This window comes from Dietzia sp. B19 (assembly GCF_014145155.1).
GTDB classification, from domain to species: domain Bacteria; phylum Actinomycetota; class Actinomycetes; order Mycobacteriales; family Mycobacteriaceae; genus Dietzia; species Dietzia natronolimnaea.
Genome location: NZ_JAALED010000440.1, coordinates 1 through 13491 on the forward strand (window position 1 = coordinate 1; position 13491 = coordinate 13491).

Sequence of the window (13491 nt, forward strand, 5' to 3'; positions counted from 1 at the left end):
ACCCCGGCGGACCGGCATGCAGAGCTCCTGCGGCGCACGTCGTCCTGACGTGTCGGGCCGGGGCCGGGCACCTGCCCCAGAGTTGCCGCCCCTCGCCGACTGCCCGCCCTAGAGTTGCAGCCGCGCCAGCCGTCGTGCGCGTCGCCGTGCCCGCTGGAGTTCCGCGAGAAGTGCCTTGCCGGTCCACTGGCGGCGATCGGGTCCGGCCCGTTCGGCCTCGTGCACCAGCTCGACCATGTGCGCACACGCCGGCGTCTCGACACCGAGGTAGCGACCCATCCGCACCACCTCCCCCTGGAGGATGTCGATCTCGGTCGGTCGGCCCCGGACCAGGTCGTCGTTCATCGACGACGTCCCGTCGGCGTCGACCCGCATGACCGCCCTGGCGAGCCTGCGGAACACCGGGGTGGGCAGCCGCATGACGGCCGGCAGCATGCCGGCGGGTACCGCGATGGGTACCCGGGACACCACTCCGGCGGCGGTGAAGACCCGGTTGGCCTCGGCCTGACAGAGCGCGACGCATCTGCGCAGGTCCCGGTCGAGGAGTTCGGTCCGCAGCGGGAGGCCGGACAACGCCTGGACCGCGTTGTTCATGTTCAGCAGGACCTTGCCGTGCAGTACCGCCTGGATGTCGTCGGTCGCGCGCACCCGGAGATCGGCCTCCTCCATCACGCGCAGGAGCGGGGCGGCGAGGGGATGCTCGGCGATCCGGATCTCCCCGGTGCTGGTCCGACGGTAGGTCGCGGGGCCGGTCCGCGCGACGTTGAAGGGGATGATCCCGGCGATCACCGGTGTGGCGTCCACGCCCTCGCGGATCAGATCGGCCGAGTGCAGACCGTTCTGTAGGCCCACCACCAGGGATCCCGGACGCAGGTACGGGACGAACTCGGCGGTGGCGGAGGCGGTGGAGCCGGCCTTGGTGCACACGAGCACCACGTCCGAGCGTCGGACGGCCACCGGCGTCTCGGCCAGGGTGAGCGCCTCGGCGGGCACGTGGAGGCGGTCCTCCACGCCCTCACCGGACTCCACGGTGAGTCCGACCGCGCGGATCGGGTCGAGGACATGAGGGCGCCCGACCAGCGTCACGTCGGCGTGGCGGGCGAGCCTGCCGCCCAGATAACACCCGACCACGCCCGCACCGATGACGGTGATGCGCAGCGGGGTGTCGGTGCCGACCATGGTGCTGGACGTTACGACATGCGCATCGGTCCGGCGGTGGGATCGCGCGCGTGCCCACCGGGTCGAGGGGATCTCAGTGGCGCCGGGGTCGCAGAACCACCTCGGTCGGATGGGCGTCGGGCCCCGAGTCGAGGGCGTGGCGCACCGCGGTGGCCACGGAGTCCGGGCTGAGGTGGGCCGACGGGTCATACTTCCCGCCCTCGGCGGCGACGATCGCCCGCTGCATGTCGGTGTCCACGCGTCCCGGATGGATCGAGGTGACGCGCAGGGCCGGTTCCTCGCCGCGGAGGGTGTCGGTGACGGCGCGCAGCGCGAACTTGGAGGCACTGTAGGAGCCCCAGCCCGGCTTGGCGGTGGTCCCGGCACCGGAGTTGATGACGACGACGTGGCCGCGGGCCGCGCGGAGCGCCGGGAGCAACACCCGGGTGAGCTCGACCACCGCGAGGACGTTGATCTCGAACGCGCGACGCCACTCGGCGGCGTCCGACTCGTCGATCCGCCCGAGGTCGGCCACCCCGGCGCAGTGGACCACCCCGTCGAGGGAGGTGATCCCGTCGGCGACCGATGACACCCCGTCGACCGTCGTCAGATCCGCGGTCACCACCCGGGCGGATCTGCAGGAGCGGGCCACCGACGCCAGTGCGTCGGCGTCGCGGCCCACCAGGATCAGGTCGTGATCCGACTCGAGCGCCCTGGCCGTGGCCGCGCCGATCCCGCGCGAGGCGCCGGTGATCATGACTGTGCCCATGTCCGGTGAGGGTAGACGCCGCGGAGGCTCAGCGGGCGGTCGCGGTCCCGTCGAAGGCGTCCAGGAGTGCGTTGAGGGCGGGGACCGCCGCCGACAGCGTCTCCCGGTGCTCCGGGGACAGGCGGGACAGGTGATCGGCGAAGTCCTGGTCGCGCGCCTCGAGCACCTGGTCGATCCGTGCCCGCCCGAGGTCGGTGAGCTCCACGCAGACGCCGCGGCCGTCCGAGTGGTCCCGCACGCGCTCCACGTAGCCCATGCTCTCCACCACGGTCACGGAATTGCTGGTCGTCGGGACCCGGACGTTCTCCAACCGGGCCAGGTCGCTCATCCGCAGCCGCCCGTGGCAGGCGAGCGTGTAGAGGATCGAGGTCTGTGCGCGGCTGAGGGCGTACTGGGTGTTCTGCCGCCGGACCAGAAGGTCCAGCCTGAGGAGGATGGGCCGGAACTCCGTCGCCAGTCCGCTCGTCACAGTGTCCACGCCGTGCCCCCTGACCCGTTCGTCCCCTCGGTCGCATGGGAGATGTAAGCACGTTCCGGGGCGGTTATGGGGCGTCATCCCGGGCCGTGAGGGATACTCTCGGCATGGATTTGTATCACCAGATCACCGGTTCCGGTCCCACGATCATCCTCATGCACGGTGTCTGCCACCGTGCGCACGCGTGGGACTCGGTCGTCCCGCTCCTGGCGGACCGGTTCCGGCTGGTGGTGGTGGACCTGCCCGGACACGGGGAGTCGGCGGATCTCCCCGACGCGGGTGACGTGCTCGAGTACATGATGGACCAATTGACTGAGCTCATCGCGGAGGTCGTGCCGGACGGGGAGCGCCCCCACGTCGTCGGGAACTCGCTCGGCGGCTTCCTCGCACTGGAGCTGGGGGCCCGTGGCCTGGCGAGCAGTGTCACCGCGCTCTCGCCCGCCGGGTTCTTCCGGTCCGACGCCGAGTGGCGCTACACGATGACCGTGTTCCACAGTCTGCGCCGGGCGGCCGGGAAGCTGGGCCGTCACATCCCCGTGGTGACCGAGAGGGCGGCGGGCCGTGCGGTGATGATGGCCGCGTTCTGCGCTCGGCCGTGGCGGTACCCCGCCGAGGCGGCGGCGATCGACGGCGAGGCGATCATCAGCAACACCGTGCTGGACCGGGCGGACCGCAGGACGTTCCTGTTCTCCGCGCCGGTGGACGAGGAGCTGCCGATCACCATCCGGTGGGGCCGGTTCGACCTGGTGCTGCCGGTCCGGCAGGTCTCGCTCGCGTCGAGGTTGTTCCCGCAGGCCCGGATCGAGATCTCGGCAGACGGGCACGTTCCGATGTCGGACGATCCGGAGGGCGTCGCCGCCTCGATCGCCGCGACCGTCGAGCGCGGGTTGGCGTATGCGGGGGCGACGAGCCGGGTCTGACGGCCCGGGTTCGGCGGCCCGTGTCCGGCGGCCCGGGTCAGGCGGGCCGGGTACGACGACCTGACCCCGCCCCCCGCCCCCGCACACGGACGATCAGGAACCCGACGAGCCCGCCGGGAGTGACCCCGCGGACAGCGACCCCGCGGAGAGCGACCCGGTCCCGCCGGTGAACCCGTCCCTCCACGCCACGACCGTCGACGGACGTGGCTGCGACGTCCCGCCGTCGGGCCAGTGGGAGGCGGGGTTCTCGATCGAGGCCCCGTCCTTCTCCCCGGGGTGCTGGACGTTGACGATCGCGCGGTCGGCAAAGACGAGCGGACCGCAGGTCTCCGCACCGATCGGCACGGTGAGGAACAGCTTGGTCTCGCCCCGGGTCGGCCCCTCTGTGGCCACCGAGTAGAGCCCGTCGTTGAATCCGAGCGCGTTGCCGTCGGTGGACACCCACAGCCCACCGGAGGGGTCGAAGGCCACGTTGTCCGGGCACGAGATCGGGCTGACCTTGGACTTGTCGAAGCCGCCGAAGTAGGTGTCGGCGGCGGCGGGGTCGCCGCACACGAGGAGCAGGTTCCAGCCGAAGGTCGTCCCGGCGTGGTCGTCGGTGATCTCGACGACCTGCCCGTGCTTGTTGTCGTGCCGGGGGTTGGCCTCGTCGACCTGGCCGACGGTGCGGCGGGTGTTGTTGGTCAGCGCCATGTACACCTTGCCGGTCGTGGGGCTGGGTTCGACGTCCTCCGGCCGATCCATCCTGGTGGCCCCGACGGCGTCGCCCGCCATGCGTGTGTACACGGCGACCTGCTCCGCGGTCATGCCGGTGACGTGGGAGACGGCGTTGCCGGCCGCGTCGACGGTCATGAGCGGGATCCAGCCGCCCGTCCCGTCGAACGCGCCGTCCGAGGGGAGCGTGCCCGACCCGTCGATCTCCGACTCCGGGGAGTTGCCGGTGAAGGTGGCCACGTAGAGCGTCCCCTCGTCGAGGATCCTCATGTTCTGGGTCCGCGCCGCCGCGGTCCGTCCCGGCACCATCTTCCGGCTGGAGACGAACTTGTAGAGGTAATCGAACCGCTCGTCGTCGCCCGAATAGATGACGACGGTCCCGTCGGCGGTCACGTGAACGGTCCCGCCCTCGTGCTTGAACCGCCCGAGCGCCGAGTGCTTGACCGGCGTGGAGTCCGGGTTCCAGGGATCGACCTCGACGATGTAGCCGAAACGGTTGACCTCGTTCGGCTCGGCGGCCAGGTCGAAGCGGCTGTCGAAGCGCTCCCACTTGCGGCCCGACTCACCGACCGCCACGCCGTAGCGACGCAGGGCCTCCACACGCGCCGGGTCGGTCACGGAGCCGGTGGTGCCGAAGTACTGGTTGAAGTTCTCCTCGCCGGACAGGACTGTTCCCCAGGGGGTGTGGCCGCCGGCGCAGTTGTTGAGTGTTCCCAGCACGCGGGTCCCGGTGGGGTCGGCGGTGGTCCGGGTGAGGGGGCCGACGGCCGGGCCCCGCAGCTCGAACGGCGTCGTCGCGGTGATGCGGCGGTTGTAGGACCCCATCACGGGATCGAGCCCGCCGTCGGACGGCCTGCTGGCGAGCTCCACCACCGTCATGCCGTGTGCGGCCCAGGCGATCTCCACCTGCTCGCGGGTCGGGGCGGCGGAGTCGTACCCGCGGAACATCATCGGCTCGGTGGTGTACTCGTGGTTGACGGTGAGCAGGAACCGGTCGTCGCGGTCGTCCATGGGGAACAGGACCGCCAGGTCGCAGTTGAAGCCGTACTGCACCGCCTGCGCGGCGGCCGTCTGGTTCTCGAAGTCGAAGCCGGGCGCCCCGGGGACCACCGGGTCGCCCCAGCGGATCACCACGTCGCTGGAGTGCCCGACGGGCACGGTGACGGCGTCCGCGGTGTTGGGCTCCACGGGGAGGAAACCGGTGTCGAGGGTGCCCCCACCGGTCGACCCGGGTGCCCCGGCCGAGCCCGTGCCGAGGGAACCCTGCGCGGCGACGGAGGCGGGCAGGACCTGGGTGGCCCCCACCGCGAGCGCGACCACGCCCGCCGCCTTGAGCGCCCCCCGGCGGCTGATCTCGGTGGCGACGTCCCCGAAGTACGGGTTGTCGCTCGTGTTGGGGACCGGCGCCGCGCACTGGTCACCGCACTTGTACACACAGGTCAGGTGCTGGCGGTTGGAGATTCCGGGGGTGGCGATCGGAAGCAGACTGCGGACGGACAACGGTTCTCCCTGAGGACGTGTGCGCCCCACACGGGCGCACGAGGACGCTGTGACCCTAGGGAGCGCGGGCGACGGCGCGGGCGTGCTGAGGACACGTGCGGATGAACTGTGGGCGCAGTGCCGGTGAACACCGGTCCCGTGACGCTACAGTCGTCGTGACAACCCTCAATCTCGGATCGTCCGGCACGTTCCTGCCGGTGAAGGGAAGGATCTCTCCATGGCTACGGTGACCTTCGAGAACGTGTCCATCATCTACCCGGGCGCCGCACGGCGCAGTGTGGACCGACTCGATCTGGAGATCGCCGACGGCGAGTTCCTGGTCCTGGTGGGACCGTCGGGCTGCGGGAAGTCCACCACTCTCCGCGCGCTCGCCGGGCTCGAGGACGTCTCGGCCGGACGCATCCTCATCGGTGACAGGGACGTCACCGGGACGGAGCCCAAGGACCGGGACATCGCGATGGTCTTCCAGAACTACGCGCTCTACCCGCACTACACCGTGCGCGAGAACATGGGTTTCGCGCTCAAGCTGGCCAAGGCCTCCAAGAAGGAGATCGCGGAGCGGGTGGACCGCGCCGCGGAGATGCTCGACCTCACGGACTACCTCGACCGCAAGCCCAAGGAACTCTCCGGTGGTCAGCGCCAGCGGGTCGCCATGGGTCGGGCGATCGTGCGCAACCCGCAGGTGTTCCTCATGGACGAGCCGCTGTCGAACCTCGACGCCAAGCTCCGGGTGGCCACCCGCGCCCAGATCGCCAAATTGCAGCGTGACCTGCGCACCACCATGATCTACGTGACCCACGACCAGGTCGAGGCCATGACGATGGGGGATCGGGTGGCGGTGCTCAAGGACGGCATCCTGCAGCAGGTCGACACCCCGCGCGAGCTGTACCACAACCCGGTCAACGCCTTCGTCGCCGGCTTCATCGGATCGCCGTCGATGAACCTCTTCGACGCGCCCGTCTCGGACGGCAGAGTGGACCTGGAGGGTTTCGCGGAAGAGGTCCCGCCGGGGTCCGGACCGAGGGTCACCGTGGGCGTGCGGCCGGAGCACCTGCGGATCGCCGGGGACGGTCACGGGTTGGAGGTGACCGTGGACCTGGTCGAGGAGCTGGGGGCGGACAGCTACCTGCACTGCTCCACCGCGGACGGGCACCCGGTGGTCTACCGGGCCGAATCGGGTGACCACCCGGGTAAGGGCGAGACCATGTTCCTGGCCGCGCTCGACGGCGAGGTCCGCTTCTTCGACGTGGAGACCGGCCTGCGACTGCGGTGACCGGGTGCGCCGAGGCGCGCCACAGGGCTCGATGAGGGCGGCAGTGGCGGGCTGCAACATCTGTTGTTGCTAGAGTGTCGCGTGTGATCTGAGTCTCGCGGCCCACGGGCGGCGGTACGGCGGGGAGTCGGCGATGGGACCGTCCATGGTCCGACGCCACAGGCCCCGTGTGGGTTACGCTCAGCGGGACCTCAGAGAGACCCGCGTCACAGTGAACCCGGGATCACCCGACCGCCGGCACACGTCGGCGGTAGGCGAGACACGACAGTAGGAGAGAGCGCATGGCCGTTCACGGCAGGTTCCTCAAGGCGGCGGCGGCCGCATCCATGGTCGCGGTGCTCACCGCGGCCTGTGGCAACGGTGGTGGTGACGAATCCGACGAGCAGGCGGAGGCCGGCACCTCGGGCGTCGGCCCGATCACCTTCGCGATGGGCAGCAACGACACGGACAAGCTCCGTCCCGTCATCGAGCAGTGGAACGCGGAGAACCCCGACCAGGAGGTCACCCTCCGTGAGCTCCCCGCCGAGCAGGACGGCCAGCGGGACACCCTCACGCAGTCCCTCCAGACCGAGAGCGGCGAGTACGACGTGTTCGCTCTCGACGTCACGGACACCGCGTACTTCGCGGCCAACGGGTGGCTGCAGCCGATCGAGGGCGACACCGAGGTCGACACGTCCGGCCTGATCGAGGCCGCCGTGGACTCCGCGACCTACAACGGCACGCTCTACGGCATCCCGCAGAACACCAACGCCCAGCTGCTGTACTACCGCACGGACCTCCAGCCGGAGGCGCCCGCCAACTGGGACGCACTGGTCGCGTCCTGCGAGGCCGCCGAAGGCGCCGACGTCGACTGCCTGCAGACGCAGCTCAGCCTCTACGAGGGCCTCACCGTCGCCGCCACCCAGTTCATCCACAGCTGGGGCGGTCAGGTCGTAGGTGACGACGGGCAGACCCCGGAGCTCGACACCGATCAGGCACGCGCCGGCCTCACCGCCCTGGTCGACGCCTACCAGAACGGCGTGATCCCCCCGCAGACCGACGCCTTCACGGAGGAGGAGACCGCGCAGGCCTTCCTCGCCGGCGAGACCATGTACTCCTACAACTGGCCGTACATGTACGAGTCGGGCCAGTCCGATCCCACGTCCCAGGTCCAGGGCCGGTTCGAGGTCGCACCCATCGTCGGCCAGGACGGCGCAGGCCGGTCCACCCTCGGCGGCTACAACAACGCCATCAACGTGTTCTCCGAGAACAAGGCCACGGCGCAGGCGTTCCTCGAGTTCATCATCTCCGAGGACGTCCAGATGGGCTTCGCCGAGCAGTCGTTCCCGCCGGTCCTGTCCTCGATCTACGACGACGAGGCGCTGCAGCAGGAGTTCCCGTACATGCCGGCCCTCAAGGCGGCTCTCGAGAACGCCGAGCCGCGCCCGGTCACGCCGTACTACCCGGCGGTGTCCAAGGCGATCCAGGACAACACGTTCGCCGCGCTGCGTGGCGAGAAGAACGTCGAGCAGGCGCTCACCGACATGAGCGCCGCGATCGACCAAGCGGCTCAGTGACACCAGAGTCTGAACAGCAGGTATGACATCACCGCGCTGATGGGCCCCGGGTAGCATTCCCGGGGCCCATCGGCCGTCGTGGTGAGGGCGGGTGCGATCCGATGAGGAGCTGCAGCGATGACGACGAGTGAGAAGTCCCCGGCGCCACTGGTCGAGAAGAGATTCGACTGGCGTCCGGTGTGGATGGTGGGCCCCGCGCTCGCGATCCTCGCGGTGGTGATCGGTTACCCGGTCGTCCGTGCGGTGTACCTGTCCTTCCAGGCCGACCGCGGCCTCGATCCCGCCACGGGGATGTTCTCGGACGGTGGGTTCGCCGGGTTCCAGCACTATCTCTACTGGCTCACCCAGGCGTGCCCGGCCCGGGGCGGCGACGGCACCATCCCCTGCCCGCCCGGTGTCTCGGCCGTCGACTTCTGGCCCGCCATGGGCAACACCCTGTTCTTCACCGTCACCACCGTCTCGCTCGAGACCGTGCTCGGCTTCGCCATGGCGGTGGTCATGGGCAAGAGCATCTGGGGACGCTCGCTCCTGCGCGCGGCGGTCCTCGTGCCGTGGGCGATCCCCACCGCCGTCACCGCCAAGCTCTGGGCGTTCATCTTCGCCCCCAACGGGATCGCCAACACGATGCTGGGCACCAACATCGCCTGGACCACCGACCCGTTCTACGCCCGTATGGCCATCATCATCGCGGACGTGTGGAAGACCGCGCCCTTCATGGCGCTGCTGATCCTCGCCGGGTTGCAGATGATCCCCGGGGACGTCTACGAGGCGGCCCGAGTGGACGGCGCCTCACGGTGGCAGCAGTTCACCAGGATCACGTTGCCGCTGGTCCGGCCGGCCCTGATGGTGGCGATCCTCTTCCGCACCCTCGACGCGCTGCGCATGTACGACCTGCCCGTGATCCTCGTGTCGGCCAACTCCGGCTCGCCCACCGCGACGGTGTCCATGCTGGTGGTCAACGAGATGCGGATGGGCAACTTCAACAGCGCGTCCGCCATATCGACACTGGTGTTCCTGCTGATCTTCGCCGTGGCGTTCGTCATGGTGAAGTTCCTCGGCGCGAATGTCGTCGATGACCGCACCGGCAAGAAGGAGGAGATCCGGTGAGTCACCGAGCGCCTGAACCGTCCACGTCGTCCACCACGCGGCCGCCCACCTCGTCGTCGTCACACCCCGGTCTCCACGATCGGGACAACAACGACGACCTCCGGCCGCCCCGCAAGCCACTCGGCCCGAGGATCGGCACCTACATCGGGGCCCTGCTCATCCTGATCTGGGGGCTCGCGCCGTTCTACTGGATGCTCGTCACCGCGTTCCGCGACAACCGGTTCGTGTTCTCCGCCAGTCCCGTGCCCTCGCACCTCACCCTGGACAACTTCCGTGAGGCACTGGCCACGGACGCGGGCAACAACTTCTTCGGTGCGATCATCAACTCGGTGATCATCAGCTCCATCACCACCGCGCTGGCGCTTCTCTTCGGCGTCTTCACCGCCTATGCGCTCGCGCGGGTGGACTTCCGCGGGAAGTTCCTCGTCACCGGCGTCATCCTGGCCGCGTCGATGTTCCCCGGCGTCGCGCTGGTCACGCCGCTGTTCCAGCTGTTCACCGACATCGGGTGGATCGGCACCTACCAGGCGCTCATCATCCCCAACATCTCGTTCGCGCTGCCCCTGACCATCTACACCCTGACCTCGTTCTTCAACGACCTGCCCTGGGAGCTGGAGGAGGCGGCGCGCGTCGACGGCGCCACCCGCGGCCAGGCGTTCATCAAGATCATCCTGCCGCTCGCCGCGCCGGCGTTGTTCACCACCGCGATCCTGGCGTTCATCATCACGTGGAACGAGTTCCTGCTGTCGCAGCAGCTGTCCAACTCCTCGACCGAGCCGGTCACCGTGGCGATCGCCCGGTTCTCCGGGGTCAACCCCTACATCCCGCCGCACGCGGCGATCATGGCGGCGGGTGCGCTCGTCACCGTCCCGCTGGTGATCATGGTGCTGATCTTCCAGCGACGGATCATCTCCGGCCTCACCGCCGGCGGTCTGAAGAGCTGACCGGTCGTGGCTCGGAGCGGCGGGGACGCGCTCGGGACCCGGCAGCGGCTGGAGGTCCTGGGCGGGTTCGTCGGGTTCTTCACCGTCCTCGCGCTGGTCAACGCGGTCGGCCTGATCGTGGTCGGGCGCCCGTCGATCCTCGCCTCGTTCGTGCTGGTGCTCATGCTCGCGGCGTCCGGTTACACCTTCCGCGTGTGGCGCCGGGCCGACCGCGCCGTCAACCGCGGCTGAGTCCGCCCCTCAGCGACGGAGCCGGGCCGTTAGCGGCCGTCGCGCCAGGCCACCAGCGACTCCACCAGATCCAAGGGGTAGTCGGGCCCGTTCAGGCCCACGGTGAACAGCGTGACGCCCTCGGCCAGCAGGGCGTCCGCCGAGCGCCGCGCGTCGTCGGCGGAGGCGGCGCCGCCGATCTCGGTGGAGCGCTCGATCTCAGCCGGGTCCCGACCGACGTCGGCGCAGTGCCCGGCCAGCACCCCGGACTTGTGGCGGTAGGTCTCCACGTCCACGAACGAGTGCCAGATGTCGGCGTGACGGGCCACGTGCTTCAGGGTCTTGCGCTCGCCCCCGCCGCCGAGGAGCACCGGGATGTGCCGGGTCGGGGGAGGGGTGAGCGTGGCGAAGCGACGGTCGATCCGCTCGAGCGAGTCGCCGAGGTCGTCGAGACGCGACCCCTTGGTCCCGAAGTCGTACACGTACTCGGCGTAGTCCCGCTCGAACCACCCGCTGCCCAGGCCCAGGATCAGGCGGCCGCCCGAGATGTGGTCGACGGTGCGGGCCATGTCCGCCAACAGGTCCGGGTTCCGGTAGCTGTTGCAGGTGACCAGCGCGCCGATCTCGACCCGCTCGGTCTGCTCGGCCCAGGCGGCGAGCATGGTCCAGCACTCGAAGTGCGCGCCGTCGGGGTCGCCGTAGAGCGGAAAGAAGTGGTCCCAGTTGAACACCACGTCGACGCCCGCGTCCTCGGACCGGCGGACGGCATCGCGCAGGAGACCGTAGTCGGGCGCGTGCTGCGGTTGGAGTTGGACGGCGATGCGGACCGGGCGGTCGGTGTTCGGGGTCATGCGCCCAGTCTGGTCCGTATCGCCGCCCGGCGCACCCGACCCGCGATGTCGCCGGGTGCACACGAGTCGCGCACCCGGGCGCGGGTCGGATACACCCCGGCCCTCGCTACCGCTCGCGTTCGAGGAGGAACCAGAAGTGCTCGCCCTCGTGGAGGGTCCCCCGGCCGTTCATCACGGCCAGGAGGGTGTCGGGGTCGACGACGGCGAAGTGGTCGATCACCGGCAGCCGGTCGTACACCATGGAGGCGCACGGGCGGCCGCGGAACGAGACCTCCCAGAGCGAGGCGCCGCCCCCGCCGGTCGCGGAGGTGTCCGGGACGACCGCCCCGGACTCGTCGGTGACCAGGATCGGGTCCACCTTCCGCGGGTCGGTGAAGTCCTTGCCCCACCAGCGCATCTGCCCGAGCATCGCGAACATCGGGTGCCCGGTGTCGAGGCCGGTGCCCTTCCACCGGGTCCCGGCGATCTCGTCGATCCCGGCGGGCTCCAGTGAGTCCCACAGTGCCGTCACCCTGCCGGTGGGGACGGTCTCCAGGGCCCGGATCGCGGCCAGCTCGTCGGTGTGCGGCGCGCTCACAGCCCGTACGTCTTCCCGATGATGTCGCGCTGGACCTCGTTGGTGCCGCCGTAGATGGTGGACACCACGGCCTGGCGGACGAGGCGCTCCATGCCGTACTCGGTGGCGTAGCCGTAACCGCCCATGGACTACATGCACTCGAGGGTGACCCGCTTGCTCAGCTCGGAGGCCTTGAGCTTGGCCATGGAGGCCTCGCGCGGGAAGAGTGCCTGGGGGTCGGACTCGTCGATCTTCCTGGCCACGGCGTAGACCAGCAGGCGGGTGGCCTCGATCTCGGTCGCCAGGTCCGCCATCCGGTGCCGGATGACCTGGAACGTGCCGACGGGGCGGCCGAACTGCTCCCGCTCGCGGATGAACGTCAGGCAGTCGTCGAAGGCGCGCTGGGCCACGCCGAGCTGCATGGCGGCCAGGATGAGCCGCTCGGTGTTCAGGCCGGTCATGAGCTGCTTCCAGCCGCCGCCGACCTCGCCGATCACCGAGTCGGCGGGCAGGCGGACGTCCGTGAAGTACAGGTCGTTGACCTCCTTGCCGCCCATGGTCTCGATGCCGGTGATCTGCAGGCCCTCGATGTCGGCCGGCACGTCGAACATGGTGATGCCCTCGTGCTTGGCGCCGGACGAGTCGGTCCGCGCGACAAGGAGGATCCTGTCGGCGAAGTGGGCGTTGGAGCACCAGGTCTTCTGGCCGGTGATCACCCAGTCGTCGCCGTCGCGGACGGCCTTGCAGCGCAGCGCCGCGACGTCCGACCCGGCGCCGGGTTCGGACATCGAGATGGACAGGGTCCCGCCCTTGACGACCAGGTCGAGCGCGCGTCTGCGCTGCTCCTCGGAGCCGAACTTCTGGTAGGCGGCACCGGTGATGAGGGTCGGGCCGATGCCACCGATGGGGGCGAGGCCGCGCAGCGAGTGCTCGAGCAGCAGGCACAGCTCCACGGCTCCGGCGTCGGCGCCGCCGTACTCCTCCGGGACGGTCAGCCCCAGCCAGCCGAGCTCGGCCATCTTGGCGTAGATCTCGGGCGAGTGGGTGCCGCCCTCGGTGGTGAGCTCCCGCCGCTTCTCGGCGCTTCCGACCTCGCGCGCGCAGAAGTCGTCGATGGACCTGGCGAAGTCCCGCTGTTCTTCGGTGAGGATGTCGAACACGTCTGGCCTCGGTTTTCTGTCAGGGGGTGACGGTGGCGGGCACAGTCGACTACTGTGGCCCGTATCACGGACGGTACATCAAATATATGTGATCGGAAACTGGAGGGAACCCGAATGACGACCACCGAACCCAGCAAGACCGGCCCCACGCTCGCGAGCCTGGATCCCCGCGACGGCACGGTCCTGGCGGAGTACCCGATCGCCGGACCCGAGGAGGTGGCGCTCGCCGTCGAGCGTGCGCGCGCCGCCGCCCGCTGGTGGGCCGCCCAGGGTCCGCGCGGTCGTCGGGAGTGGCTGA

At 69.9% G+C, this 13491-nt stretch carries 13 protein-coding genes and 1 pseudogene; 7 read left to right on the forward strand and 7 right to left on the reverse strand.

The genetic code is table 11. From position 1 onward, the window contains the following. Nucleotides 1–108: 108 nt before the first annotated feature. From G6020_RS12385 to G6020_RS12395, 3 genes are all read right to left on the reverse strand, one after another. Nucleotides 109–1179, reverse strand: a complete 1071-nt coding sequence (locus G6020_RS12385; protein WP_182610833.1) for a 2-dehydropantoate 2-reductase — start codon at nucleotides 1177–1179, stop codon at nucleotides 109–111. 73 nt (nucleotides 1180–1252) lie between these two features. Continuing rightward, nucleotides 1253–1927 carry an SDR family oxidoreductase gene (locus G6020_RS12390; protein WP_182610834.1) on the reverse strand — a complete coding sequence of 225 codons (675 nt, stop codon included), beginning with the start codon at nucleotides 1925–1927 and terminating at the stop codon, nucleotides 1253–1255. Nucleotides 1928–1955: 28 nt separating this feature from the next. Next, complete coding sequence (locus G6020_RS12395; protein ID WP_259844083.1) at nucleotides 1956–2405, reverse strand: MarR family transcriptional regulator; 450 nt, start codon at nucleotides 2403–2405, stop codon at nucleotides 1956–1958. Nucleotides 2406–2509: 104 nt separating this feature from the next. Here G6020_RS12395 and G6020_RS12400 point away from each other — a divergent pair, with 104 nt between their 5' ends. Further along, a complete protein-coding gene (locus G6020_RS12400) occupies nucleotides 2510–3322 on the forward strand; it encodes an alpha/beta hydrolase (protein ID WP_182610835.1) in 813 nt (270 codons plus the stop codon). Nucleotides 3323–3415: 93 nt separating this feature from the next. On the opposite strand, the gene G6020_RS12405 is transcribed toward G6020_RS12400, so the two are convergent. Beyond that, entirely contained in the window at nucleotides 3416–5536 is a 2121-nt protein-coding gene (locus G6020_RS12405) for a PhoX family phosphatase (protein WP_182610836.1), read from the reverse strand. A gap of 217 nt (nucleotides 5537–5753) precedes the next feature. Here G6020_RS12405 and ugpC point away from each other — a divergent pair, with 217 nt between their 5' ends. The 5 genes from ugpC to G6020_RS12430 all read left to right on the forward strand — a co-directional run bounded on the left by ugpC (nucleotide 5754) and on the right by G6020_RS12430 (nucleotide 10647). Beyond that, nucleotides 5754–6809, forward strand: coding sequence for a sn-glycerol-3-phosphate ABC transporter ATP-binding protein UgpC (gene ugpC, locus G6020_RS12410; RefSeq protein ID WP_095718901.1), 1056 nt, complete (start codon nucleotides 5754–5756; stop codon nucleotides 6807–6809). Between the two features lie 281 nt (nucleotides 6810–7090). Next, on the forward strand, nucleotides 7091–8365 hold the full coding sequence (locus G6020_RS12415) for an ABC transporter substrate-binding protein (RefSeq protein ID WP_179523949.1): 1275 nt from the start codon (nucleotides 7091–7093) through the stop codon (nucleotides 8363–8365). A gap of 117 nt (nucleotides 8366–8482) precedes the next feature. Continuing rightward, nucleotides 8483–9472 carry a sugar ABC transporter permease gene (locus tag G6020_RS12420; protein WP_095718899.1) on the forward strand — a complete coding sequence of 330 codons (990 nt, stop codon included), beginning with the start codon at nucleotides 8483–8485 and terminating at the stop codon, nucleotides 9470–9472. After that, complete coding sequence (locus G6020_RS12425) at nucleotides 9469–10416, forward strand: carbohydrate ABC transporter permease (protein ID WP_176475119.1); 948 nt, start codon at nucleotides 9469–9471, stop codon at nucleotides 10414–10416. The genes G6020_RS12420 and G6020_RS12425 overlap by 4 nt, the downstream gene beginning before the upstream one ends. 6 nt (nucleotides 10417–10422) lie before the next feature. Then, nucleotides 10423–10647 (forward strand): hypothetical protein, encoded by a 225-nt coding sequence (locus G6020_RS12430; RefSeq protein ID WP_095718898.1) that lies wholly within the window; start codon nucleotides 10423–10425, stop codon nucleotides 10645–10647. Between the two features lie 29 nt (nucleotides 10648–10676). Here the strand turns inward: G6020_RS12430 and G6020_RS12435 are convergent, their stop codons facing one another. The 3 genes and pseudogenes from G6020_RS12435 to G6020_RS12445 all read right to left on the reverse strand — a co-directional run bounded on the left by G6020_RS12435 (nucleotide 10677) and on the right by G6020_RS12445 (nucleotide 13193). Continuing rightward, entirely contained in the window at nucleotides 10677–11477 is an 801-nt protein-coding gene (locus tag G6020_RS12435; protein ID WP_182610837.1) for an LLM class F420-dependent oxidoreductase, read from the reverse strand. A gap of 106 nt (nucleotides 11478–11583) precedes the next feature. Then, the gene (locus G6020_RS12440; RefSeq protein ID WP_182610838.1) at nucleotides 11584–12054 is read right to left on the reverse strand and encodes a GXWXG domain-containing protein; all 471 of its coding nucleotides are present in this window, start codon (nucleotides 12052–12054) and stop codon (nucleotides 11584–11586) included. After that, nucleotides 12051–13193, reverse strand: a pseudogene (locus G6020_RS12445) (acyl-CoA dehydrogenase family protein). The gene G6020_RS12440 and the pseudogene G6020_RS12445 overlap by 4 nt, the downstream one beginning before the upstream one ends. Nucleotides 13194–13307: 114 nt before the next feature. Here G6020_RS12445 and G6020_RS17150 point away from each other — a divergent pair. Then, nucleotides 13308–13491, forward strand: a 184-nt coding sequence (locus G6020_RS17150) for an aldehyde dehydrogenase family protein (RefSeq protein WP_241731469.1), incomplete at its 3' end; no start/stop codon positions are given.